At 54.2% G+C, this 23,070-nt stretch carries 20 protein-coding genes; 12 read left to right on the top strand and 8 right to left on the bottom strand.

All coding sequences use genetic code 11. The features are described from left to right. Both MLE19_RS10330 and MLE19_RS10325 read right to left on the bottom strand, forming a co-directional pair. Positions 1-558: a cytochrome b gene (locus tag MLE19_RS10330; protein WP_240718101.1), complete on the bottom strand. Its 558-nt coding sequence runs from the start codon at positions 556-558 to the stop codon at positions 1-3. 151 nt (positions 559-709) lie between these two features. Further along, positions 710-1,582: a LysR substrate-binding domain-containing protein gene (locus MLE19_RS10325; protein WP_240718100.1), complete on the bottom strand. Its 873-nt coding sequence runs from the start codon at positions 1,580-1,582 to the stop codon at positions 710-712. A gap of 101 nt (positions 1,583-1,683) precedes the next feature. Here MLE19_RS10325 and MLE19_RS10320 point away from each other — a divergent pair, with 101 nt between their 5' ends. After that, on the top strand, positions 1,684-2,562 hold the full coding sequence (locus MLE19_RS10320; RefSeq protein WP_240718099.1) for a DMT family transporter: 879 nt from the start codon (positions 1,684-1,686) through the stop codon (positions 2,560-2,562). Between the two features lie 151 nt (positions 2,563-2,713). Here MLE19_RS10320 and MLE19_RS10315 read toward each other — a convergent pair whose 3' ends face one another. Further along, the gene (locus MLE19_RS10315) at positions 2,714-4,159 is read right to left on the bottom strand and encodes a hypothetical protein (protein ID WP_240718098.1); all 1,446 of its coding nucleotides are present in this window, start codon (positions 4,157-4,159) and stop codon (positions 2,714-2,716) included. Between the two features lie 326 nt (positions 4,160-4,485). On the opposite strand from MLE19_RS10315, the gene MLE19_RS10310 reads away from it, so the two are divergent. The 3 genes from MLE19_RS10310 to MLE19_RS10300 all read left to right on the top strand — a co-directional run bounded on the left by MLE19_RS10310 (position 4,486) and on the right by MLE19_RS10300 (position 8,866). Continuing rightward, a complete protein-coding gene (locus MLE19_RS10310; RefSeq protein ID WP_240718097.1) occupies positions 4,486-4,866 on the top strand; it encodes a septal ring lytic transglycosylase RlpA family protein in 381 nt (126 codons plus the stop codon). 246 nt (positions 4,867-5,112) lie between these two features. After that, the gene (locus MLE19_RS10305; RefSeq protein ID WP_240718096.1) at positions 5,113-6,111 is read left to right on the top strand and encodes an NADP-dependent oxidoreductase; all 999 of its coding nucleotides are present in this window, start codon (positions 5,113-5,115) and stop codon (positions 6,109-6,111) included. Positions 6,112-6,328: 217 nt separating this feature from the next. Then, positions 6,329-8,866: a glucose/quinate/shikimate family membrane-bound PQQ-dependent dehydrogenase gene (locus MLE19_RS10300; RefSeq protein ID WP_240718095.1), complete on the top strand. Its 2,538-nt coding sequence runs from the start codon at positions 6,329-6,331 to the stop codon at positions 8,864-8,866. A gap of 93 nt (positions 8,867-8,959) precedes the next feature. Here MLE19_RS10300 and MLE19_RS10295 read toward each other — a convergent pair whose 3' ends face one another. After that, entirely contained in the window at positions 8,960-11,020 is a 2,061-nt protein-coding gene (locus MLE19_RS10295; RefSeq protein WP_240718094.1) for a TonB-dependent receptor family protein, read from the bottom strand. A gap of 154 nt (positions 11,021-11,174) precedes the next feature. Between MLE19_RS10295 and MLE19_RS10290 the strand changes: the two genes are divergently transcribed. After that, on the top strand, positions 11,175-11,348 hold the full coding sequence (locus MLE19_RS10290) for a YqaE/Pmp3 family membrane protein (protein WP_035538925.1): 174 nt from the start codon (positions 11,175-11,177) through the stop codon (positions 11,346-11,348). 129 nt (positions 11,349-11,477) lie between these two features. On the opposite strand, the gene MLE19_RS10285 is transcribed toward MLE19_RS10290, so the two are convergent. Further along, a complete protein-coding gene (locus MLE19_RS10285; RefSeq protein ID WP_240718093.1) occupies positions 11,478-12,740 on the bottom strand; it encodes a dicarboxylate/amino acid:cation symporter in 1,263 nt (420 codons plus the stop codon). Between the two features lie 171 nt (positions 12,741-12,911). Between MLE19_RS10285 and MLE19_RS10280 the strand changes: the two genes are divergently transcribed. The 5 genes from MLE19_RS10280 (at position 12,912) to MLE19_RS10260 (ending at position 15,554) form a co-directional block, all read left to right on the top strand. Continuing rightward, positions 12,912-13,667, top strand: a complete 756-nt coding sequence (locus tag MLE19_RS10280; RefSeq protein WP_240718092.1) for an SDR family oxidoreductase — start codon at positions 12,912-12,914, stop codon at positions 13,665-13,667. A 62-nt stretch (positions 13,668-13,729) separates the two neighbouring features. Continuing rightward, positions 13,730-14,086, top strand: a complete 357-nt coding sequence (locus MLE19_RS10275) for an Atu4866 domain-containing protein (protein WP_240718091.1) — start codon at positions 13,730-13,732, stop codon at positions 14,084-14,086. A gap of 249 nt (positions 14,087-14,335) precedes the next feature. Further along, entirely contained in the window at positions 14,336-14,824 is a 489-nt protein-coding gene (locus tag MLE19_RS10270; protein WP_240718090.1) for a DUF6438 domain-containing protein, read from the top strand. Between the two features lie 53 nt (positions 14,825-14,877). Continuing rightward, a complete protein-coding gene (locus MLE19_RS10265) occupies positions 14,878-15,093 on the top strand; it encodes a TIGR02450 family Trp-rich protein (protein ID WP_240718089.1) in 216 nt (71 codons plus the stop codon). A gap of 254 nt (positions 15,094-15,347) precedes the next feature. Next, complete coding sequence (locus MLE19_RS10260; RefSeq protein WP_007111402.1) at positions 15,348-15,554, top strand: cold-shock protein; 207 nt, start codon at positions 15,348-15,350, stop codon at positions 15,552-15,554. Between the two features lie 149 nt (positions 15,555-15,703). On the opposite strand, the gene MLE19_RS10255 is transcribed toward MLE19_RS10260, so the two are convergent. Continuing rightward, a complete protein-coding gene (locus MLE19_RS10255; protein ID WP_240718088.1) occupies positions 15,704-16,579 on the bottom strand; it encodes a putative RNA methyltransferase in 876 nt (291 codons plus the stop codon). Between the two features lie 55 nt (positions 16,580-16,634). Beyond that, on the bottom strand, positions 16,635-17,549 hold the full coding sequence (locus tag MLE19_RS10250) for a DMT family transporter (protein ID WP_240718087.1): 915 nt from the start codon (positions 17,547-17,549) through the stop codon (positions 16,635-16,637). 97 nt (positions 17,550-17,646) lie between these two features. On the opposite strand from MLE19_RS10250, the gene MLE19_RS10245 reads away from it, so the two are divergent. Continuing rightward, positions 17,647-18,582: a LysR substrate-binding domain-containing protein gene (locus tag MLE19_RS10245; RefSeq protein ID WP_240718086.1), complete on the top strand. Its 936-nt coding sequence runs from the start codon at positions 17,647-17,649 to the stop codon at positions 18,580-18,582. Positions 18,583-18,696: 114 nt separating this feature from the next. Beyond that, positions 18,697-22,164, top strand: coding sequence for an acyl-[ACP]--phospholipid O-acyltransferase (locus tag MLE19_RS10240; RefSeq protein WP_240718085.1), 3,468 nt, complete (start codon positions 18,697-18,699; stop codon positions 22,162-22,164). Between the two features lie 114 nt (positions 22,165-22,278). Here MLE19_RS10240 and MLE19_RS10235 read toward each other — a convergent pair whose 3' ends face one another. Then, complete coding sequence (locus MLE19_RS10235) at positions 22,279-23,034, bottom strand: alpha/beta hydrolase family protein (RefSeq protein ID WP_240718084.1); 756 nt, start codon at positions 23,032-23,034, stop codon at positions 22,279-22,281. Positions 23,035-23,070: the final 36 nt, after the last annotated feature.

The raw sequence follows: 23,070 nt of genomic DNA, 5'->3' as shown, positions 1-23,070 counted from the left end.
TTAATCAAACAGACTCATACGCTTCATAACGTTGTCGCGCTTGATTTTCCAATGGAACATAGCCCCCGCCACGTGCAGTACCACCAAGCCCAAAATGGCCCACCCCAATCGTTCATGCCACATAAAGAGCTGTTCTGAGAGTTGCTCCCGCTCGCCAATCAAGCTTGGCAAATGCCAATGGAAAAACTCCACCGGAAAGCCGCCGCTGGCTGTGGCTGCCCAGCCCAGTAACGGCATGACGATCAGCGCTAAATAGAGCAAATGATGGACGCTGGTGCTGACAATCCGTTCAAAGGCATTGAGGGGCGGCTCGTGATCGGGTACCACAAAGGCCAAACGGGTAATAATACGTATCGTCATTAGCAACAGTATCAACACTCCCAGCGTCTTATGGCTGGTATACAGCAGGTTCGTGAGCATATTACCGACGAGAGCAACGGTGCGTTCATATCCCAAAAAGCCTAACGTTAAACCGCTGGCCAAGGAGAGCAACACCGCGCCCGCCACCAGCCAATGCAGCACCCGGTGCGGGTAGATATAATGATCCAATTCGTGCATGCAGTACTCCTAACAGCAAATTCATTTGCTTTTCATTCTAGTCAGTAACGCTTCTCTTCGCTGATTAAAGCACTCCGCTGCCATCAACGTTAAGCATTAGTTGTGCAACACCGCCGGTGGTAGCTTGAGCAGAAGACCGCGATGCGTCACTTTATAGCGCTTGTTCAGGTGCTGCTAGCTGCTCACGTATCAACTCTCCCAATCGACGCGCTGGCTCAGAAGGGCGATGTGGTGCCCGGTGCAGCGCCAGCTCAATCATCGGCAGTGCAGGTAGGCCGCTACTCTCATCCAGCGGCCTCAGCGCCGGTGTAAGCATGCTGCGGGTCACTACCACAATGGCGAGCCCGGCGGTGACAATCGGCGCCAGCCCTGCCATGGATTGGCTGGTGTAGGCAACACGCCAACTGCGTCCGGCGGCTTGCAGCGCCTGCTCGGCCACTTCACGGAATACATCTGCCCCCGGTGAGTAGAGCGCCAGTGGCAGCGGGTCGCTAAGCAGTGGCTGCTGATGCATGCCCACGGCCCATAGCAAAGGCTCACGGCGGATCACATCCCCCCCCGGCGAGTTACGCTGCCGGGTGACCAGAGCAAGATCCAGCTCTTTGGCTTTCACTTGTTCAACGAGATGCGAGCTGGTACCACAGATCACCTTGAGCCCTACCGCAGGGTACAGCTGATGAAAGTAGGCAAATACCGAGGGCAGCAGCGAGGCGTAATCTTCTGGGATGCCTAGCGTGAGGTCACCGGTGATTTGGCGTGCCTGCATATCGCTCCACGCTTCGTCGTTGAGGGCTAAGAGCCGTCGTGCATGGCTGAGTAACCGCTCACCTTCAGAGGTAAAGCGTATTCGACGCCCCTCACGCTCGTGCAGCGTCAACGATAACTGCGCCTCAAGCCGCTGTAGCTGCATGCTCACCGTCGACTGAGTGTAAGCCAGCCGTTTTGCGGCCGCCGTCACACTACCGGTATCTGAAATAGCCACCAGCGTACGCAGTAGGGTTAGATCTAGGGTAGGCGCTCGCATATATCACCAACCGTGATGAAATTGATCATAAAAGATCGATATTGTGATGCTTTGATGATGAGTATGCTGCTCGGCACATGCTTTAATCAAGGAGATCTCCCATGCATCGCGCTCACTCCCCCGCTCTTATTCCGCGTTGGTACAGTGTTGGGGCGGCACTCGTGGCCGTGATGCTGTGGAGCTCGGCGCCGCTGCTGGCTGAATTTGCCAAAGCGACACCGCCCTTGCAGCTAACCGCAGTAACACTGCTAGCGGGAGCGTTAGCGACGCTCCCGTTGAGCCGACGCGTTCACGTCGCTGCCTGCGGCGCGGGCTGGCGGTTAAGTATCTGGGTGGGCATTCCACTGCTCATCTTCGGAGCTGTGAGCACTTACTTTATTGGTATGCGGCTTGCGCCCGCCGCTGAGGCGGCGTTGATCACTTACACCTGGCCAGTGCTGTTTGTGCTGCTTAGCCAGTGGAGCCGCTTTGGTCGGCTGCGCATTGCAGGCGTTATCGGTGCGCTGATTGCGTTTTCAGGTGCAGCGCTACTGCTCGTTCCCCAAGCGATCAGCGGCGGCTTAGGCGGCGCCACGACAGGTTACGCATTAGCGCTGTTAGCCGCCTGTTGCTGGGCACTCTATTCATGGCTGAGTCAGACGGCACCGGTGGCATTGACCCCTCTGCTGCCCAGGCTGCTGCTGGTCGCCTGCGCCATCGCTGTGGTAGCCAGCCTGCTGCTTGAAGGACAGCTCCCGTTACCTAGTGGTGACGCCTTATTCGCGGGCATTGCGTTGGGACTCGGCCCTTATGGCGTTGCCATGGTGGCATGGGATAAAGCACTGCGCTGGGGGCATGCAAGCCTTGTCGGCAGCTTAGCGTATGGCGTACCGATTCTGGCCGCCCTGCTACTGGTACTCGCCGGAATGAGCGTACTTGACTGGCGCTTGCCCGCCGCCGCAGTGCTGGTAGTGGTGGGATGCCTCAAAGCCGGCCGTTAACTTCTCTCTATAAAGGTGTCTACTTTTTCAGGGCCACTCCACACTCCATCCCCTCACGCCTCACCATTTACTCCTCACTCCCGGCCAGTAGACCAACGCCCTATCACGATAAGCGACCGGGGCGTTGGGCATCATCGATTCACGCTAATAATTATAGCTCTGGGGGAATATTCGTCGGCTCCATTTCAAGGCTTAGTTCAAACATACCGCTAGCGGTCGTGCTAAAACCGCTCGCACTGACGGTATAGGTACCGGGCAGCAGCTGCTCTTGTAGACGTGAGTCGGTTCCGCCCGCGCTATCATCATCACTGACGGCAACGCCTTGACCGCTAATTTCGATAAAAGTATCGAAGTCTGCAGAGCGCATTTCCAGCGTGACTAACGAGCTCTCTTCTACTTCTAACTGATAGGTCAGCGGTTCGCTGCTATACCAACCGTTAAGCGACTCCCCAGGTGTGAGCGTGCCTTCATTGCGCAGCTCCACATCGGGCATATCCCGCGCCTCCATAGAGAGAGAGAACATCCCGCTGCTATCGCCGTAAGCGGTGCGGGCCGTTAGCTCATAGACACCTGGGGCAAGGAAATCAGCAATACGCGCATCCAGATTACCGGCACTGTCATCATCTTCGCGGTAGTAACCGTTCGGCCCCTGAAGCACCAGATAAGCGTCGATATCGTTGCCGCGCATTTCGATGTGGTACATACCCGCTTCTTCTACTTCAACCTGGTAGCTAAGCTCTTGACCACTGTACCAACCGTTTAGGGTGTCATCGGGAGTGAGCGCTCCATCATTACGTAGCTCGCCATCACCGGGAAGCTCGTGGGGCGCGACTGAAAGCGTATACACACCGTTGCCATCGCCGTAGGCACTGCGTGCGGTCAAGGTATATTCACCGGGCTCCAAAAAGTCGGCAATCCGTGCGTCTAAATCGCCTGCACTGTCATCATCTTCACGGACATAGCCATTCGGCCCTGCTACCTCCAAGTAAGGGTCGAAATCGTCAGAGCGCATCTCCAGTTGATAAAGCCCTGCCTCCTCTATGGTCAGGGTAATTTCGCGGGACTCACCTTGTAGCCAACTATCGATCGGCTCGCCCACCGACACAGTGTCGGCATCCGTTAGCTCAACGCTACGGCTATCGACGGCAAATGGGCCGTAGCTGTGGGCATCGGCACCACTGACCACCACCACATAGTCTCCGCTCTCTTCAACGCGGTGCCGCACAACAGGCGCATTATCAAGTAACTGTAACTGATCATCATAGAGAGCCACGACGCCTTGCAGCGCCCCACTCAGCGAAATCTCAACGATCTCATCTTCATCCAGGGAGATCGCATAGCGCATAAAGCGGCTGCCATCATTGCCGTTAAGTTCGCTCGCTGACGTTATTTCTCCTCGCAAGCGCTCCGCAAGGGTGATTCTTTGCAAACCTTCCACCGCTTCAGCAACTGCTGGCTGATCTGTAGCTTCAGCGTTTTCGACAGATGCCTCTTCGGCGGTTTGGCCCGGCAATGGAAGTGCCTGAGCGACGATAAAGCCTACAGCAGCGCCGCCAACAGCCACCAATACGAACGCTAGAGAAGAAGATTTAGCCATGAGCGGTTCCTTGTTCAGTCGCAATGACAATCATTAATTAGTTAAGCAAACATGATTATAAGATGCTTAACGAATTCAAGTGAGCGTTTCATAAAAAATACTGCATTGCACAAATTTCATTCTTTACGAACGTCATGCCTAAACCAATAAGTAACTGAAACTCAAGGCTCCAAGCATTGCGTTTATAAAAATCTTGAAACTGAACCTAATTGCGTCGATCTTCTCAAAGCTTGCTGACTCGCAACGTCCAAGGTAGTATCGCAGGGCCTAATCGGCACCTCATCAAAGAATGCGGGATCCGTAATACGCAAAACTGAGGTACTCCCATGGGAGCCCAAAAACGACTAATCCGAACGATTTGCTTGGCAGCCGTTGTAGTTTGTAGTGCTGCCAACAGTGCCTTCGCACACGAAACAGAAACACAGGAAGGCGTCGCCTCCTTTTACAGTGACCGCTTTCAAGGAGCGACCACTGCCAGTGGCGAACCCTTTGACCAGCAGGCGCTGACAGCCGCCCACCCAAGTCTGCCATTTGGCACCAAGGTGTTGGTGACGCGCCCGGACACGGGGCAAGAAGTAGAAGTATTGATCAATGACCGCGGCCCTTTCGTTCAAGGGCGCATTATTGATTTATCCAAACGCGCGGCTGTGAAGCTTGGCATGCTCCGCCGCGGTACAGCACCGGTTATGGTAACGCTGTTGGATTAACGGATAACACATTCTTGGTTGGTGTGTGATACCCCTTAGCCTAATTAATGCGACAGTAAACCAGTCAAAATAGTGCCAGCACGTAAATACAGGGCGACCAGCAATGGTTCGCCCTGTTTCTTTATGGGCTCATTTCTTTGTCGGGACGAACTTGCAAGCAGGCTAATGGTCTCTATGCTGCAAGGAGTTCAACGCGCGTAGCTGACACAGATAGCTCAGAACGCCAAGTATTCGCAGGAGGCACTTATGCAGTCACAATTTTATACGCTGACCGATTACCCCAACGGCCTACCCGATAGCGCTCTGTTCAAACTGGAGGCGCAGACACTTCCTGATCTAGCCGAAGGCGAAGTGCGTATTCGTAACCGCTGGCTCTCCGTGGATCCTTATATGCGCGGCCGCATGAGTGGTGTTCGCACGTATGTCGAACCCTTTGAAATCGGCAAACCCATGGAAGGCGGCGCCATTGGCGAGATTATTGAGACCAACGACGCACGCTTTAAAGTGGGCGACAAGGTAAGCCATATGGGCGGTTGGCGAGACATTGCCCAGCTGCCTGCCCAGGGCGTCACGCCCCTACCGGATCACGATGTACCAGAGCAGGCCTATCTGGGCGTTTTAGGCATGCCCGGCATGACTGCCTGGACGGGCCTAAACATCATCGCTGAATGTAAGCCGGGCGATAACGTTTTGGTCAGTGCGGCCAGTGGCGCCGTTGGCTCACTCGCCGTTCAACTGGCCAAAGCGAAAGGCTGCCATGTGATGGGTATCGCTGGCGCTGCCCATAAGCTTGCTTGGCTTGAGTCGCTAGGGGTTGAACCGGTTAGCTATCGTGACCGTACTGCTCAGGAGCTAAGCGATGCCATTAAGCTTGCAAGCCCCAATGGCATTGATGTGTATTACGAAAATGTCGGCGGCATTTGCCTTGAGGCCGCACTTAGCCAGCTAAATGAAGGGGCTCGCATCGCCGTGTGCGGCATGATCGATAGTTACAACGCTGCAGAGCCCACGCCAGGCCCTAGTAACCTTTCGCAACTGGTCATACGTAAAGCCAAAATGCAGGGCTTTATCGTGGCAGATCACTGGTCGAGCTACCCCTATTTCCTGAACGAAGTGGCGCCCCAAGTCGCCGCTGGCAAGCTGGTTTATAAAGAAACCGTGAAAGAGGGCTTAGAGAGCACTCCAGAGGCTTTCTTAGCCCTGTTTGAGGGCGGTAATACCGGCAAGATGCTGATTAAGCTGTAACGCTCCGGCCTTCTCTCTACTCCCATTCCATCTTGCCTCCCCGCCCGCAGCACGTTTTCGCTAAGGGCGGGCCTCCATCTAAGAAAAAATTGTCAAAACGTTAGACCAATGGCGAATTGATAATTAAAATCATTTTCTAGAAATGTGTGTTTTAACCCATCGGCGCTGTCGATGGGTTAAAGCGCGTTGTGGGTACGCTGTTATAAGGGGATGTCTCATGGAAGAAAACACGCGCGATCACAGCAAATGGCCAGCGGTTATCGTTGGCTTGCTGCTACTCATCGTTGGCTTGGTGCTCGCCATAGGCGGCGGCAAACTGCTTAGCGTGGGTGGCAGTGCTTACTACTTAATTGCCGGGGTCGGTATCATTGCCTGCGGCATTTTATTCGCCATGCGCCGAGGCGCCGCTCTGTGGCTCTACGCACTTATTCTTTTTGCTACGCTTGTATGGGCACTCTGGGAAGTTGGACTCGACTGGTGGCAACTGGTGCCCCGGGTCGCCATCCTCTGCTTGATCGGCATTCTGCTGCTACTGCCCTGGTGGCGAAAGCCGCTGCATTCGCGCGGTGGTAGTTTGGCCGTTATCGGGAGCATTGCCGCTGCGATCATTATCGCTATTGCCAGCCAGTTTAGTGACCCCGGCACTATCGAGGGGGCGCTGGCCAGTAATAGCCAAACCACTTCCGATAGCGTCAACCCTGCTCAAGTGGCTGGCGATGACTGGCCTGCTTATGGCGGCACCAACGCGGGCACCCACTACTCTTCACTGGATCAAATTACCCCGGACAACATCGGCGAGCTTGAAGAGGTATGGCGCATCCAAACCGGTGACGAGGCAGGCCCTAATGCTCCCCCTGAGATCACCAATCAGAATACACCACTGAAAGTGAACGACAGTCTGTATATTTGTACCTCTCACAGCCGGGCGATGGCGCTCTCCCCGGAAACGGGAGAAACGCTTTGGGCGTTCGACCCTGAGATCAGCACCATGGGCGCAGATGATTTCTCAGGCTGGGCGCATATGACTTGCCGTGGTCTGGCTTACTACGATGCGGCCAGCTACTCAGCTACTGAGAGCGAACCTAACGATGCAGCGGCCAGCGACGCTGCCCCACGTAGTGCGACAGCGCTCTCATTTGATATCTTTGATGACAGCGACATTTTCACCCTGGACCTCTCCTTCTTGTCGCTGCTGTTTGGTGTTGAAGAAGATAGCAATTCACCACCTATGCTCAGCGAAACTGACGTCATGTGCCCCCGCAGGCTCTACCTGCCCACGGCGGATGCGCGCCTAATCGCGCTGAATGCTGACACCGGCGAGCGGTGTACCAATTTTGGCGAGAACGGTGAAATCGATCTCACCAACAATATCGGCGACTTCTCCCCAGGCGGCTACTACTCAACCTCGCCAGCTACCGTGACTGAGAACCTGATCATTTTAGGCGGTCACGTTACCGACAACAGCTCCACCGACGAGCCTTCCGGCGTTATTCGTGCCTTTGATGTGCATACCGGCGAGCTGGTTTGGAACTGGGACAGTGGTAACCCGGATGACACCGAACCGCTAGCAGAGGGCGAAACTTACACGCGTAACTCGCCTAACGTGTGGGCACCCATCAGCGTCGATGAAGAACTCGGCATGGTTTACCTGCCCATGGGTAACGCCACACCGGATCAGTATGGCGCCGACCGCACGGAGAACGATGAAACCTACAGTGCGGGCCTGGTAGCACTCAACCTGGAAGATGGCCAAGTGGAGTGGGTTTACCAGTTCGTTCATCACGACCTGTGGGATATGGACACCCCCGCGCAGCCGGTACTGATTGATTTAGCCACTGATGAAGGCACCCAGCCTGCGGTTATTCAGCCAACAAAGCAGGGTAGCCTGTATGTATTGAACCGTGAAACCGGCGAGCCGATTGTGCCCATCGAAGAGGTGCCGGTTCCTCAGGGCGCCGTGGACGGTGACTGGACGGCCGAGACTCAGCCGCGTTCAGCACTGAACCTTCTGCCACCGCCGCTCACCGAGCGCGACATGTGGGGCGCCTCTCCGTTTGACCAGATGATGTGTCGCATTCAGTTCAACTCTTTGCGCTACGAAGGCCAGTACACGCCACCTTCACTGGAAGGCAGTATTGTTTATCCAGGTAATGTCGGTGTAATGAACTGGGGTGGAGTGGCCGTTGATTCTGAGCGCCAAGCGCTGTTCACCGGTGCTAAATACTTGGCGTTCGTATCCACGCTCGTGCCCCGCGAAGAGGTTGAAGAGGGCCAAGGCTCTGCCAGTGAGCAAGGGTTACAAGTTAATGAAGGCGCGCCCTATGCCGTTGAACTCGGCCCACTGCTTTCGGTACTGGGCCTGCCCTGCCAAGCGCCCTCTTGGGGCGATGTGGCAGGTATCGATTTGCAAACCGCCGAAGTAGTGTGGAAACACCGCAATGGCACGACACGGGACAGCATGCCGTTTGGCCTACCCATTGGGTTGAACGTTGGCGTTCCAGCCCTGGGCGGCCCGTTGACGACCGCAGGCGGGGTGTCGTTCTTGAGCGGCACCTTGGATCAGTACCTGCGCGGTTACGACATCACCACTGGCGAGGAGCTTTATAAAGCGCGCCTGCCAGCAGGTGGCCAGGCCACGCCGATGACCTACACCGGCCAGGATGGCCGACAGTATGTGGTCGTCACGGCGGGTGGTCACGGCACCTTTGGTACCAAGATGGGCGATTACGTGATTGGCTACGCACTACCGGAGTAATTGGTTAACTTAGCGTCATCACCAATGATAACGGGCGGCCTCATCAATGAGCGCCGCCCGTTTTTATTTATAACGCTTTTAGTAAAGTACTTCTTAGAAACGTACCTCTAGCCCGCCATAAACACTGCGCCCAGGGGCCGGTTCGTAGAAACGCCCAAAGGTGCCATTTAAGCGCACGTTGGCGTAGTGCTCTTCATCAAGTAGATTGCGCACACCAACGTAAGCATTCAGCCGTGTATCGCTTCCTAACTGCCAGCCATCCCCTACCCGTAGGTTTACCAGCCAATAGCTATCGACCTCTGTTTCATTGGCATTGTCCGCTACCAAGTCGCCCACGTACTGGGTTTCCAGGGTGGCGAAGCGCTCATCAATCCCTTGCCAAGTTAGCTGATTGACCCAGGTTTGTTCAGGCAAGCCAGGAATGCGATTACCGCCAAAGCTTTCCGTCGGTGTGGCAAATTGATCAAACTCATAGCGCGCCAGCGTCAAGGCGCTATCCAGCCGCCACTGACTGGCCACCTGCCACCCCAGCGCCAGCTCGATACCGTCACGATCAGTATCCCCTGCGTTTTGATAGAACGTGCGGCCGCCCTCATCAAACGGCACCAGCTCATCGCGCACGCGTACTGAAAACAGCGTCAGATCGTAATCCATCGCCAGTGGCTCAACATAACCACGCAGCCCCACCTCGCGGTTCCATGCTTTTTGCGGCGATACAGAGGGATTAAAACCACCGCCCGCCGGGTTCGCAAACTCGGAGAACGTCGGTGTCTCGAACGCTGTACCGGTGTTGATATACGCCTGGTGCTGGGGGCGATAACGGTAGCTTAACCCCGCCGAGCCGCTCCACTCATTAAAGGTCTGCTCAACACTTTGATCGCCATCGCTCTGAAAGCGGTCATCTACCTCCAATTCAACCCGATCAAAGCGCGCACCCAGCGAGAGCGTGACCTGTTCGGTCAGCGCTAAATCGCCCTGGGCAAATACCCCAGCCGAGGTCGCCGTCTGGGTCTCTTCCGCCAACTGCTCGCCGACAACGCCTTGGCCGTTTACATCATTGCGGAAGCGCTCGTCGTCTTGGCGGGCCACATCAACCCCGGTGATATAGCTCAGCGGCAGGCTGCCCAAGCTCACTTCATGGTGATACTCGGCACTCGCGCCCAGGTAATCACGCTGGTAGCCGATGCGGCTATCGCCCACATAGGGCAGTTGCTGTTCAAAATCGCGTTGGGAAATAAAGCCTTTTAGGTAAAACTTGCCTGAACCTGCAGACAAATCTTCGTACTGTAAGCCAAGAAGCTGTTGATCGACGTTCTGTCCTGCATCCAGCGCCAATGAGTTTGGTGCCGCTTGATCGCGGCCATTTGCCACTTCACGGGCATTAAGCGCGCCGGGGTCTTCAGAGCGAGGGTTATCCAGCAGGTTGATAATGGCGGTTAGCGCCCGGTCACTGCCTAACTCACGGCGCAGCTTGGCGTTCAACAGGTACTTTTCCGTGGAGCTCTGCTCCCGGTAGCCATCCACGTTGAGCGCAGAGAAGCTCACGTGGTGCGACCAATCACCTTGGGCGCCACCGGTTTGCACAACGGCCTTACGGTAGCCGTCACTCCCTACCTCGGTGCGTACGCTTGAACCAGGGTTTTCGCGCCCATCCGCAGTGGTGATATCAATCACCCCACCCGCCGCGTTGCCGTAGAGCACCGAAGAGGGCCCACGAATCACTTCGATACGCTCGGCACTGTCCAGATCAATAGCATCTAACTGCGCCTGGCCATCGGGCAGCGTATAGGGAATGCCATCGACCATCACGGTAATGCCGCGCACGCCAAACGGCGCCCGGGCACCAAAACCGCGTATAGAGATTCGCTGTCCCTGAGCAAAGTTATCGCGGTTTTGCAGAAAAACACCCGGCACGCGCACCAGCGCCTCATCCAAGCGCGTGCGCTGCTGGCCTTGAGCAATCGCCTCCTGATCGAGTGTTGAAACCGCCGCGGGGGTGGCGTATAGCTCACGTGCTAAGCGTGGCGCTGTTACTTCAATCGTTGCCATCGCATTACCACTGGGCGCAGCCTGCTGGGCCCAACTTTGAGCTGAAGCAAGACAGCCCAGTATGCCAATAGACGTAGTGGTCACTTTTAAAGGTACTTTGAACACGGGGTCCCTCCCAAATAGCTGATAGCGAAAATTAATAGCGAAATTGAACGATTTTCTATTTAGCCAGTCTCAGCATGTTAACCAAGGCCTGGATAAATATCCTGATAGTGCCTACACTTGTACAAGTTACATACCTGAAAGCAAAGGAGGCTTCATGGCGTTTACAGCGACTGATCCGATTAAGATGATTTTTGCCGTTATACTTCCACCACTCGGCGTATTTTTTGAGGTCGGTTTTAAAGGGCATTTCTGGCTGAACATTATTCTAACGCTATTTGGCTTCATTCCAGGCATCATCCACGCGTTCTATGTGATCCTGAAGCACTAGTCATCGATGAAATAGAAACGATTGAACTATAGGCGGTTGAACCAGAAGCTGCTGAATTAGTTGAATGAGTCTAATGCCGCCTAGGCCAATATCTAGGCGGCTTTTTTTATTCTCAAAAAAACTACTCCCTTAGCTTTTCACCTCTGCAGTTGCCTCCTCAGGAGGGTGATCGCTCAACTGCTCACCTTCGCTGCGAGCGATAACAGAGGTACCGACTAAATCGCCCGTTACGTTGAGTGCCGTAGCCCCCATACCTACCAATGCATCGATAGCGGTGAGCAGCGCGACGGTTTCAATGGGCAGCCCCACTTGAGCAAATACCGTGGCGATCATAATGATCCCTGCCCCTGGCACCCCCGCCGTACCTACCGATACCAATGTGCCAATCAGCACTATCTGTACCATGCTGACAAAGTCCAGCGGTGCGCCAATGACGTTGGCCGCAAAGACCGCCGAAATAGCAATACGAATTGCCGCCCCATCCATATTTAAAGTAGCCCCTAGCGGCAGGCTAAAGCCATAAATGCTTTTGGAAATTCCCAAACGATGAGCAGCATTAATCGTGAGCGGCAGAGTGCCAGAGCTACTTTGCGTCGCAAACGCCGTTGCCATTGGCGTGCGAGCCTCGCTGAAGAAGGTGCGTAACTTCACGCCAAACAGCCGCATGATGCCGCAATAAATCAGTAAATGGGTTGCCAACGCGATATACAGCACGACCACCATATCGCCCAATGAGAGCAGCGTTTCCAACCCCTGCTGACTTACCGTTTCAGCAACAATCGCAAACACCCCGATAGGCACATAGTGCAGCACCCCCGACATCACTTTTAAAGTGACCTCGTTTAGCGTTTCAATCACGCCATATAGTCGCTCCCCCATGGCATGCTGGTGTTCCGACTGGCGCATTTTCAGCAGAGCAATGCCAAACACCAGCGCTGTAAAAATAATGCCCAGCATATTGAGCTCGGCAAACGCACCGATAATGTTATTGGGCACGATATTAAGCAGTGTATCGACAACGCCGGGATTATCGGGCACCGAAAAACTGGCTTGCTCATCCAGCACCATCCCACTACCGGGGCTAAACAGGGTCGCCACGCTTAATCCCACCATGATCGCCAGCGCCGACGAAACCAGGTAATAGCCAAACACCTTGCCGCCCACACGGCCGGCGCTCCCCTCACGAGACTGATTCACCCCCACCATCAGGGTAAACAGCACGATGGGGACAATCAGGAAAGTAAGCAGACGAAGCAACAAATCGCCTAATGGCGCCAGCCATATGGTGACCGACTCACCTCCGACTAGCCCCACCACCACCCCTAGCACCAGCGCGATGGTGACGCGCAAAATCAGTGACGCCTTAAAATAGGCTTTCCATATACGTGTCATTTGAGCCCCTGCAGATTTAAATTGATGATTTTATACCCGGGCACACCACGCGATTAGTGTGACACAGCGTTATCAATAGGATTAGGCAAACATCCAATAGAATCGACTCTATTGCCATGAGCTACCGCTAGCTAATCTTCTCCAGGCACTTATCAACGAGAGGATGATCACATGACAGTTTCAACTAATCACTCATCAACCAACCCTTCATCAAAAGTGATCTTACTAACCGGTGCCAGCAGCGGTATTGGCGAAGCCACTGCCCGCTGGTTAGCGGGCCAAGGGCACCGTCTGGTCATTGGCGCACGGCGAACCGATAAATTAGAAGCGTTGACCAAAACCATTCGTGCTGAAGGTGGCACGGTGGATTACCGGACACTGGATGTCACCAGCCTGGAAGATATGCAGGCCTTCGCAGATTACGCACTTACGTTGCATGGCCGCATCGATGTCATCGTCAATAACGCTGGCATTATGCCGCTCTCGCCGCTGGCATCGCTCAAAGTCGATGAGTGGAACCAGATGATCGACGTCAATATTCGTGGCGTACTCAATGGCATTGCCGCCACCTTGCCTACCCTGCAAGCCCAGGAAGGCGGCCAAGTCATCAACGTCTCTTCCATTGGCGGATTCACGGTCGCCCCAACCGCCGCGGTCTACTGCGCCACCAAATACGCGGTTCGCGCTATTTCTGATGGGTTACGCCAGGAAACCGACAACATCCGCGTTACCTGCGTTTACCCCGGTGTGGTGGAATCGGAACTGGCGAATACTATTACCGATCCTGATGCCGCTAAAGCCATGGTGACTTACCGTCAGATTGCGCTTAAACCCGAAGCCATTGCCTCGGCGATCGCCCACGCGATCAATCAACCGGACGATATCGACACCAGCGATATCGTGGTGCGGCCCACCGCCAGCCAATAACACTGTATGCGTCGAGCCCTAGCTGTTTCCCCACGCTTGGCGCTTAGAGCGAGCGATTTCACATGCAAGACACCAAGCTTCCCATCTACGCGAAACGCGCCTTGGTCGTCGCTGGCATCATCACGATTATGCCAGCACTGACATCGGCACAAACACCCCCGGATACAGGAGACAACACCATGGCAGACCACCCCTATGTTGGTATGTGGGTAACCGGTGATGGCCGAATTCGGCATGAGCTGCTAATCAACAATCGTTATGATGAAGCTCGGGGCGAACGCGAAAGCGCTTACCAAGGCCGCTATCAAGTAACGGATAACTACATAGAGTACTGGGATGACACAGGCTTCACCGCTGATGGTGAGTTCATTGATGATGTGCTCTACCACGGTGGCATGGTGCTATATCGGCAAGAGTAACCGCTAGAAGCCACCGGGCCTCTATCAGGGATGAAGGCCCGGTAGTGTTGGTAACGCAGACTCCTCAATAACGCACAACTTTGTGCATGCTTGTTAATTTAGCGATTACTTTATGGAAACTGATGACGTTAAACTACACTGCAAAGCTGAATACCCTAATTCAAGCATTGGCGTATTTCTGGCACTCATTAAAACCTTTGCAAATAACGCATCAGGCCAGATTTTCTTTTCAAAAAATGGAGTTTTTACATGCGCTTTCCAACTACCTGCTTCGCGGTATCCACACTGGCATTAATGATGACGGGTTGTGCGCAGCAACACACCACAACCAGCGCCAACGACCTAGCTGAAATCCGTTACGAAGTAGGGCCTTGCTACGGCACATGCCCTGTATACAGCGTGGAAGTTAAAGCGGATGGCACCACCCGCTACATGGGCGAACGCCATACTGCCGTTGAAGGCGAGCGCATGCAGTCAGGCAGTGCTACCGCCTTTCTTTCGCTGCAAGAGCGACTAGCGCCAATCCAGCCCGATATGGGAACAACACAGCAACCTCTTGATTGTGAACCCCGCGCCACCGACCTGCCACACTACACAGTGACCTGGGTTAACCAAAATGGCGAACAAGCGGTGCTTGAACACGATACAGGCTGCCACTCTGAAAGCGGCCGCGAACGGACCGAAATACTCAGAAGCCTAAGCGCTGAACTGGGTATTGAAAATTGGGTACAAGAGTAAACGCATAAAGCAGTATGACAGCTAGCACGCGGCAGCTTTGTCTAGGAGCGTTAATGTATACGATCAACCCGAGCAAACTACATCTCAGCAAATGGACGGCTGTCCAGCCTCGTAATAAAGAGAAGCACTTTATGGTTACCCAACTGCTGCGCGACGAAGATGAGAACGTAGTTGAGGTAGTGATTGAGGCTATTCATTCTCATCGCGAACGCATTGTGCCGTGGCAAAACTTAAAAGATGACAGCGTATGGAAAATGGGCTGGCAATAGCGCCTTTTACTAATCCCATAGGCAAGATAATCCATAAAGGCTTTGACACATCGAACAATCCGTGACACTGTAGCGTCAGTTGGTTAGCAAGCAAGCATGGTTTCAGAAGTGTACGAAAAAGATTTAGATATGTACGAGATAGACGTGTACGAGATCTTTCGGCAAGCCTGTAATTGTATTCCTTGTTTTATCCGCTATTAATCTGGGTGATACCAGGAACTTTACAAATCGCATTGCGCGAAAGGATTTTTACTATGTCTACTGGCACAGTTAAGTGGTTCAACGATACTAAAGGCTTCGGTTTTATTGCTCCTTCTGACGGTGGCGATGACCTATTTGCCCATTTCTCTGAAATTCAAGCAGACGGCTTCAAAACCCTGCAAGAAGGCGCTAACGTTTCTTTTGACGTTACCCAGGGTAAGAAAGGCCTTCAAGCTTCAAACATCAAGCAAATCTCTTAAGTCTAAATTTCTTAAGACTTAGCTCTTAAGATATAGCACTTTAGAATTTGCCCGAATCTTTCGAGATTCGGATAACAAGGCCCGCTTATGCGGGCTTTGTTGCGTTTAGAGATATCACTTCTAGCAGATTCTTTTGAGCGTAGCCCAGGCTAGGTACGCAGCCACTGCTCTACCCGCACATCTACCGTCACTTCCAGACTAACAAGTGCCGCTGCGCGAGCACGCCCCTCAGCGCTGGCCCGGTAAAGATGCGGCGTCATCGCCAACAAATCGGCAATTTCCTCTTTTCCATTTAGCGCTAGCGAGTAGCTTACTCTCTCGCCGCTATGGTGCGTAAAGGCCGCCGGTGTTTCTACCTCGCTTGAACGCTCAGGCTTTAACGTCGGGTAGATAATCTCCCGCAACTCCCGCAAATGATCGGGCCCTGCCTCCACTTGTAGCCATACACCGCCAGTTTTCAATACCCGAGCAAACTCGCTCACTACCGGAAAGCCAAACATACACAGCACGCAATCCAACGTTTCCGACTGCACCGGCAAATGCGCATTGCTACCCACTACCCAACTGCTGAGCGGTGATTGCTTAGCCTCTTGTTTGGCGGCAGCCTGCACCGCCCATTTAGAGATATCCAGCCCTATCAGTGACAGTGAGGAGGAAGCCGCATGAACCAACTGCCGCAGGTAGTAACCTTCACCACAGCCCGCATCCAGGCAGCTAAACAGCGGGCTGCCTGTTGCTTGCCCTTCAGCATGGCTCAATACGACATGACTCACCGCATCCGCAATAGGCTGATAATGCCCCGCCTCAAGAAAGCGCTGGCGAGCAGCTACCATTGCTTTACTATCGCCCGGGTCATGAGAACGCTTCTGCTGCACTGGCAATAAATTAACATAGCCCTGCTTGGCAATATCAAAGCTGTGTTTTGAAGAGCCATGCCCGTCGAGGCAGCTCCATGTGCTACCCGAGCGAATTAGCGGTTCGCCATCTAATGGGCAGGCCAGCGCCTGGAAGGGAGTGATGCTCATAGCTATTTCTGTAACCATTGTGGAAGAGGTGGAAGCGCAACTGAGAGCGAATCATTTAGCGCGTCACCAGGACAATACCCGCTAAAATAACGCCACCACCCAGCACGAAATTGATACTGAGCGGCTCATTTAGCAACAGGGTACCAAAAAGCACGCCGAAAAGCGGGCCTAGAAAAGAGAACACGCCCAACTGGGACGCGCGATAGCGACGTAGTAATGTGAACCACAGCATCAGTGCGGCAAACGAAATAATCAGCGCCTGAAAAGCGAGGCTAGCAACCGCCATGGAAGTAAACTGCGCGCTCATTAACTGCCCCGACAGCGCCGACACTGGCAGCAGCAGCAGCGCTGTCACACTCAGTTGATAGCTCAAAGTGAGCTCTGCGGGCGCTTCGGAAAGCGAGGTTTTGCGGATCACAATAGTCGTGGCTGCCCACGAGAGACCAGCAAGCAAACCCAGCGCATCGCCAATGATAATATCGATGCCATAGGCACCACTTGGCGCCATGGCAATCACCATACCCAGAAACGCCAAACCAACGCCCCACCACTGTCGGCTTGAGAGCTGCTCACCCGGCACCCATAGGTGTAATCCCAAGGCAGCGAAGATAGGTGCCGTGTATAGAAAGACCGACATGTGCGATGCCAGTGTGTAGGTTAGCCCACAGGCGACAAAAGCAAACTCAGCAGCAAACCCAAGGCCAACTAACAACCCAGGCTGCCAGTGGTGGCTGATATCGTCCCAGCGAATGCCCCGCCAATAGGCCAGTAATACCACCAAGCACCCAGCGATAGCAGAGCGCAGCGCTATCTGCACCATGGGTGAGATATCCTCAGCCACGCCTTTGATCGCTACCTGCTGAAATCCCAAAACCAAACAAAACAGCAGCATTAATGATGCTGCCGTGGTATCCACCGACTTACGTTGAGAGGGAGTAGAAATAACTGAGGCCGTCCTTTGATGATTCATTACGCACTCCGGTAAAATCAAGGTGACCATTGCACCAGGAAGCGCTACAGCCCACAAACGATTACTTATCAGACCTAGGCTTAGGAAAACTCACGCTATGAGAATTGAAAGGCTACCGCTGAATGCCTTGCGCGCGTTTGCCGAGGCCGTGCGAGATAACAGCTTCAAAGCCGCAGCTCACCGTATAGGGGTGACGCCTGGCGCGGTTAGTCGTCAAGTTAAACAGCTGGAAGATCATTTGGGGGTGGCGCTCTTTGAAAGGCACGCCAATGGGGTTTGTGTTACCGAAGCAGGCCGATTGCTTGCTGAAGATGTGCAAGCGGGCCTTTTGCGCATCGCCAGCGGCGTACAGAACGTCACCGAGCGTTCAGAACAAGCTTTTCAATTACTACTGAGCGCACCACCCTCGTTCCTACAACTCTGGCTACTCCCCCGCTTACCCGGCTTTGAAACGAATGAGCATCAAATAGAAATCTCTCTGGATGCCGAGGCGCGTTTAATGCCGCCGCTGTGGCTGCCTAATAGAGCACGCTTATCGCTGCGCTATGGCCAAGGGCCATGGTATGGGGTCAACAGCCTACGCTTATTCGAAGACACGCTATTTCCGGTTTGCTCCCCGACCTTATTAACGCAGGAAATGCTACAAACCCCTAGCGATTTATTAGCGCAGACACTGCTTACGGTAGATTGGTGTAGCCATGCTAGCCGCCACATCCCTAACTGGAGCGACTGGTTCAAAAGCACTGGGGTAGCGATGGGGAAGAAACCTAATCAGCGCCACTATTCGCTCTTCAGCTTAGCGCTTGATCAGGCCATTGCCGGCCAAGGCGTCGTACTGGCCAGCTACCCGCTGGTGGCTGATCGGCTCGCTAGCGGTGTTTTGGTGCGCCCTTTTGGAGAACACTACCCTCTTGGCTCACCCTTTGCCTACGATCTGATTTTGCCTAGTGATGGGGAAGCACCCCCGGCAGTGGCTCGCTTTATCGGGTGGCTAACACAAGAAGCCGCTCACTTTCGTGATGCATCGCTTTAGCTTGATAGCTTGCGGTGCCACCTGAGTGCCGACATCCCGCAAGAGCAGATAAGCGCAATGACGGTATACTGCTGGCAGTGCACAATCACCAGGAAACGATAAGGCGATATAACCATGCATCGACTGCTGCGCATACCGGGCGCCTGGCCCTACCTGATCGCCATTTTTCTCAATGCCTTTGTGGATTTGGGGCACAAGATTGTCATTCAAAATACGATCTTCAAAAGTTACGATGGCGAAACACAGGTCGTGCTCACAGCACTGGTGAATGGGTTAATTTTACTGCCGTTTATCTTACTGTTTAGCCCCGCTGGTCACGTTGCCGACAGCTACCCCAAGGTACGCATTCTACGTGCATCTGCCTGGGTCGCCGTGGTGGTTTCTCTGGGCATTACCGCTGCTTACTATCAGGGATGGTTTTGGCTGGCGTTCGCGATGACGCTACTGCTGGCCATTCAATCGGCCTTTTACTCCCCGGCCAAATACGGCTTGGTCAAAGGGCTTTTCGGCAAGCCGCGACTGGCGGAAGCTAACGGGCTGACCCAAGCCGTCACGATTGGCGCCATTCTGGCGGGCACCGTGGCGTTTACTGCACTGTTTGAGACCTGGGTGTCGCCAGAAGATCACACTCCGGCGCAGCTGTTGCGTCAAATTGCGCCGCTGGGCTGGCTACTGGTGCTCAATAGCGCTATCCAGGTGGCAACGCTTTACCATATGCCGCTGGATAACATCACGCGACCGGATACCCCGCTGACCTGGCAGCGCTATATTCAGGGTACTGCGCTGAAAGATAACCTGCAGCTTATCGTCCGCCAGCCCGTTATAAGACTCTCCATTATCGGTCTTGCCACCTTTTGGTCGGTGGGCCAAGTGCTTCTAGCTGCCTTCCCGGCCTATGCCAAAGATGCTCTCAGTATCGATAACACTCTGGTTCTACAAGGCATTCTCGCCGCTAGCGGTATCGGGATTGCGCTGGGCTCCATGCTGGCAAGCAAGCTCTCTCACAACCGTATCGAGACCGGACTGATTCCTGTAGGCGCTGTTGGGGTGGCCGTGGGGTTGTGGTGCCTGCCGATGTTAACCACGCCCGGCAGCCAGGCGCTTAACTTTGTATTTATCGGCATGATGGGTGGGCTGTTTATTGTGCCGCTTAACGCCCTGATCCAGTTTCACGCCGCCGACAACGAGTTAGGCACAGTGCTGGCCGCCAATAACTGGATTCAAAACATTGCCATGCTGGGCTTTTTGGTGCTCACGGCACTGTTCGCCCTGGCAGGTGTAGACAGCCACTACCTGCTGCTACTCATCGCCACCGTGGCGATGGTCGGCGGTGGCTACACGATTGTTAAGCTGCCGCAGAGTTTGGTGCGCTTTCTGTTGAGCTTCCTGCTGACACGCCGCTATCGAGTCGATGTGCATGGCTTGCAGAATCTGCCTGCCCAGGGCGGCGTGCTGTTATTGGGCAACCATATCAGTTGGGTGGACTGGGCCATGGTGCAAATCGCCAGCCCTCGCCCGGTACGCTTTGTCATGCTCAGATCGGTTTACCAGCGCTGGTACCTCAACTGGTTTTTAAAAGCGCTGGGCTGTATTCCCATCGAGCGTGGCAGCGGTGCCGAACAGGCACTGGCCGATGTCGCTGAACAACTCAACGCAGGCGAGGTGGTGTGCCTGTTTCCTGAAGGCGCGATTAGCCGTAATGGCCAGCTAGGCGAATTTCGCCGCGGCTATGAGCGCGCCTGTCAAATGGCCAACCCGGATGTCAAGATCGTACCGTTCTACCTGCGCGGCCTGTGGGGTAGCCAGTTCTCTCGCTCCTCCAGCAAATTAAAAGAGCTGCGCAATGCGCCGTTGCACCGTTCAGTCGTCGTCGCGTTTGGTAAACCGCTGCCTAAAGATACCCCTGCCGATGTACTTAAAAGGCGTATTTTTGAGCAGGCTACCCGCTCTTGGCAGCGGGCAATGGGGGATCTACCCACACTTCCCAATGCCTGGATTCAAAGCGTTAAACGTCGTCCAAGTAACCTTGCCTTGGCGGATACGCTTGGCAAACCGCTCAACGCAAGCCAGGCACTTACCGCCAGCCTGCTACTGGCAAAACGTATTCGCAAACTCAACCCAGGGCAGAACGTAGGCCTGCTACTGCCCACCAGCAGTGCTGGTGTTATTGCCAATATGGCGACGCTTTTGGCCGGTAAAACGGTAGTAAATCTTAACTACACCGCCGATCACGCAGCACTGGAATCGGCCCTTTCCCAGGCGGAAATCACCACTGTTTTCACCTCACAACGCTTTGTGAAGAAGCTTGAGCAGCGCGGGCTCGACGTTAGCCTGTTACTTAGCAAGAAGCAGGCGGTGTATCTGGAAACCCTGCAAACCTCCATTGGCCACGCCGAGCGCTTGTCTACTTGGCTTGCGGTTCGAATATTGCCGACTTGGCTAATACAGCTTGGTTTCTGTCATAGCCATAATGCCAACGCCACCGCTGCCATCCTGTTCTCAAGTGGCAGTGAAGGCGCCCCTAAAGGCGTCATGTTGAGCCACCGCAACCTAATGGCCAATATCAAACAGACCTCTGATGTACTGAATACTCAGAGCAATGACGTCGTGATGGGTTCGCTACCGCTGTTTCACGCCTTTGGCCTCACAGTCACCCAGCTATTGCCTTTAATTGAAGGGTTGCCGCTTATCTGCCACCCCGACCCCACCGATGCCCCAGGCATTGCGGGCGCTATTGCCAAGCACAAAGCCACTATCATGTTCGGCACCTCAAGTTTTCTCCGTCTGTTTGTACGCAGCCAAAAGGTGCATCCGCTGATGCTGCAAAGCTTGAGAATCGTGGTTGCTGGGGCTGAGAAGCTCGATGAAAATGTGCGCACCAGCTTTGCCCTAAAATTTCACAAACCTATTTATGAAGGGTACGGCGCCACCGAAATCGCCCCCGTCGCCTCGGTGAATCTACCCGATGCCATGGGCGTTCATTACCAACAGATCCAACGCGGGAGTAAGCTAGGTTCCGTTGGCATGCCACTGCCCGGCACCAGCTTTAAAATCGTTGACCCGGATAGCTTTGAAGAGCTGCCCACCGGCGAGCCGGGCATGATATTGATCAGCGGCCCGCAAATAATGCAGGGTTACCTTAACAACCCTCGACTTACCGCCCAAGCGCTAAGGGAGATTGATGGCCAATGCTGGTACGTAACTGGCGATAAAGGCTTTGTTGATGAGGATGGTTTTTTAACCCTAATTGACCGCTACGCCCGCTTTGCCAAGATCGGCGGCGAAATGATCAGTCTCAGCGCCGTTGAAGCGGCCGTTAAAGCGGCTCTAGAGGAACCAGAGAATGAGCTAATGGCGGTGAACATTCCAGATAACCGCAAAGGCGAGCGCGTTGTACTGCTCTCAGAAACAGCGCTAAACGCCAACACCATCAAAACCGCCATGCTCGCCAACGGTACGCCAGCCATGATGATCCCCAGCCACTGGTTGACGGTGGAGACAATTCCCCACCTTGGTTCTGGAAAAGCGGATTTTGTAGGGGCGAAACGTTTGGCTGAGGCGCAGTTGGCAGACACGAAATAGGCGCTAAGCTAGAGAGTAGAGATACTATACCATCATGAAGGCTGCCCCTCTTTGCTGCCAGGAGGGGCTTTTTGGGTGGGAAAATGCCGAATCTTTATTCTATGAATTCAAGGTTTAAAGGTGCTTTGAAAAGAAGTCCAGAAGCAGCTCGTGGTGCTTATTCTGCCCAGCGCTGCTAGGTATATGATCTTCACCTTCGTAATAGTGTACTTCCGGGCTGCGGCCATTCTCACGCAGGCGTTTTTCCAAGCGCTTGGTCATTTCAACCGACCACATTCGGTCTTGCGTGCCATGGGAAAGAAACAGCGGCCCAGGGTAGCGCTCAATTTCTATCGGCGTGGTCGGCAGCAAGCCTTCGTGACTATCACGCCATGTCCAGGCGCGTTTGCTGACATCCCAGGCTTGCCAGCCCGGGTCACCCGCATCGCGAAAACTACGTGAATCAAAGGCACCGCACACAGCATCGGGCGGGCTATGCGCGGCAATCGCATCCGGTGCGCCTTCAATCTCATCTCTTGCCATGAGGGAGGCGAGCAATAACGCATGCTCGGCGCCGCGTGAGATGCCATACAGCCCAACTCGTTCATCAGTGAAACGAAATTCTCTTAGGGCTTGAAAAGCTTCCACACTGCGGTCCAGTGGGTAATCAATAATATGCCCCGCATTCCATGCATTACCGCCGCTTGAGTAACCATAAGGGAACGCCAGGAAGCCATGGGCAGCTAATAACATCGCGTCACGATGGCTCCACCCCGCCCATGCGCCTTCAGAACCATGCAGCAACATAATGGCTGGAAAAGGGCCTTCACCCGGTGGGCCATAAGTAACGCCCCAGCCGGGTAGTAAACGCTGCACCATATTTAAACGCATCTAGCCAACCCATCTTTCACCATAAACTTCCCTTTC

This window comes from Vreelandella neptunia (assembly GCF_022489065.1).
In the GTDB taxonomy this organism is placed as follows: domain Bacteria; phylum Pseudomonadota; class Gammaproteobacteria; order Pseudomonadales; family Halomonadaceae; genus Vreelandella; species Vreelandella neptunia_A.
This window is presented reverse-complemented; position numbering and strand designations above follow the sequence as displayed.

Excerpts from the sequence above, each read along its gene's own strand:
- MLE19_RS10250 (WP_240718087.1), bottom strand. The coding sequence starts at position 17,549 with ATGAATCATCAAAGGACGGCCTCAGTTATTTCTACTCCCTCTCAACGT.
- MLE19_RS10265 (WP_240718089.1), top strand. The coding sequence starts at position 14,878 with ATGTATACGATCAACCCGAGCAAACTACATCTCAGCAAATGGACGGCT.
- MLE19_RS10305 (WP_240718096.1), top strand. The coding sequence starts at position 5,113 with ATGCAGTCACAATTTTATACGCTGACCGATTACCCCAACGGCCTACCC.
- MLE19_RS10245 (WP_240718086.1), top strand. The coding sequence starts at position 17,647 with ATGAGAATTGAAAGGCTACCGCTGAATGCCTTGCGCGCGTTTGCCGAG.
- MLE19_RS10270 (WP_240718090.1), top strand. The coding sequence starts at position 14,336 with ATGCGCTTTCCAACTACCTGCTTCGCGGTATCCACACTGGCATTAATG.
- MLE19_RS10330 (WP_240718101.1), bottom strand. The coding sequence starts at position 558 with ATGCACGAATTGGATCATTATATCTACCCGCACCGGGTGCTGCATTGG.
- MLE19_RS10300 (WP_240718095.1), top strand. The coding sequence starts at position 6,329 with ATGGAAGAAAACACGCGCGATCACAGCAAATGGCCAGCGGTTATCGTT.
- MLE19_RS10320 (WP_240718099.1), top strand. The coding sequence starts at position 1,684 with ATGCATCGCGCTCACTCCCCCGCTCTTATTCCGCGTTGGTACAGTGTT.
- MLE19_RS10280 (WP_240718092.1), top strand. The coding sequence starts at position 12,912 with ATGACAGTTTCAACTAATCACTCATCAACCAACCCTTCATCAAAAGTG.
- MLE19_RS10315 (WP_240718098.1), bottom strand. The coding sequence starts at position 4,159 with ATGGCTAAATCTTCTTCTCTAGCGTTCGTATTGGTGGCTGTTGGCGGC.
- MLE19_RS10285 (WP_240718093.1), bottom strand. The coding sequence starts at position 12,740 with ATGACACGTATATGGAAAGCCTATTTTAAGGCGTCACTGATTTTGCGC.
- MLE19_RS10275 (WP_240718091.1), top strand. The coding sequence starts at position 13,730 with ATGCAAGACACCAAGCTTCCCATCTACGCGAAACGCGCCTTGGTCGTC.
- MLE19_RS10260 (WP_007111402.1), top strand. The coding sequence starts at position 15,348 with ATGTCTACTGGCACAGTTAAGTGGTTCAACGATACTAAAGGCTTCGGT.
- MLE19_RS10325 (WP_240718100.1), bottom strand. The coding sequence starts at position 1,582 with ATGCGAGCGCCTACCCTAGATCTAACCCTACTGCGTACGCTGGTGGCT.
- MLE19_RS10235 (WP_240718084.1), bottom strand. The coding sequence starts at position 23,034 with ATGCGTTTAAATATGGTGCAGCGTTTACTACCCGGCTGGGGCGTTACT.
- MLE19_RS10255 (WP_240718088.1), bottom strand. The coding sequence starts at position 16,579 with ATGAGCATCACTCCCTTCCAGGCGCTGGCCTGCCCATTAGATGGCGAA.
- MLE19_RS10290 (WP_035538925.1), top strand. The coding sequence starts at position 11,175 with ATGGCGTTTACAGCGACTGATCCGATTAAGATGATTTTTGCCGTTATA.
- MLE19_RS10310 (WP_240718097.1), top strand. The coding sequence starts at position 4,486 with ATGGGAGCCCAAAAACGACTAATCCGAACGATTTGCTTGGCAGCCGTT.
- MLE19_RS10240 (WP_240718085.1), top strand. The coding sequence starts at position 18,697 with ATGCATCGACTGCTGCGCATACCGGGCGCCTGGCCCTACCTGATCGCC.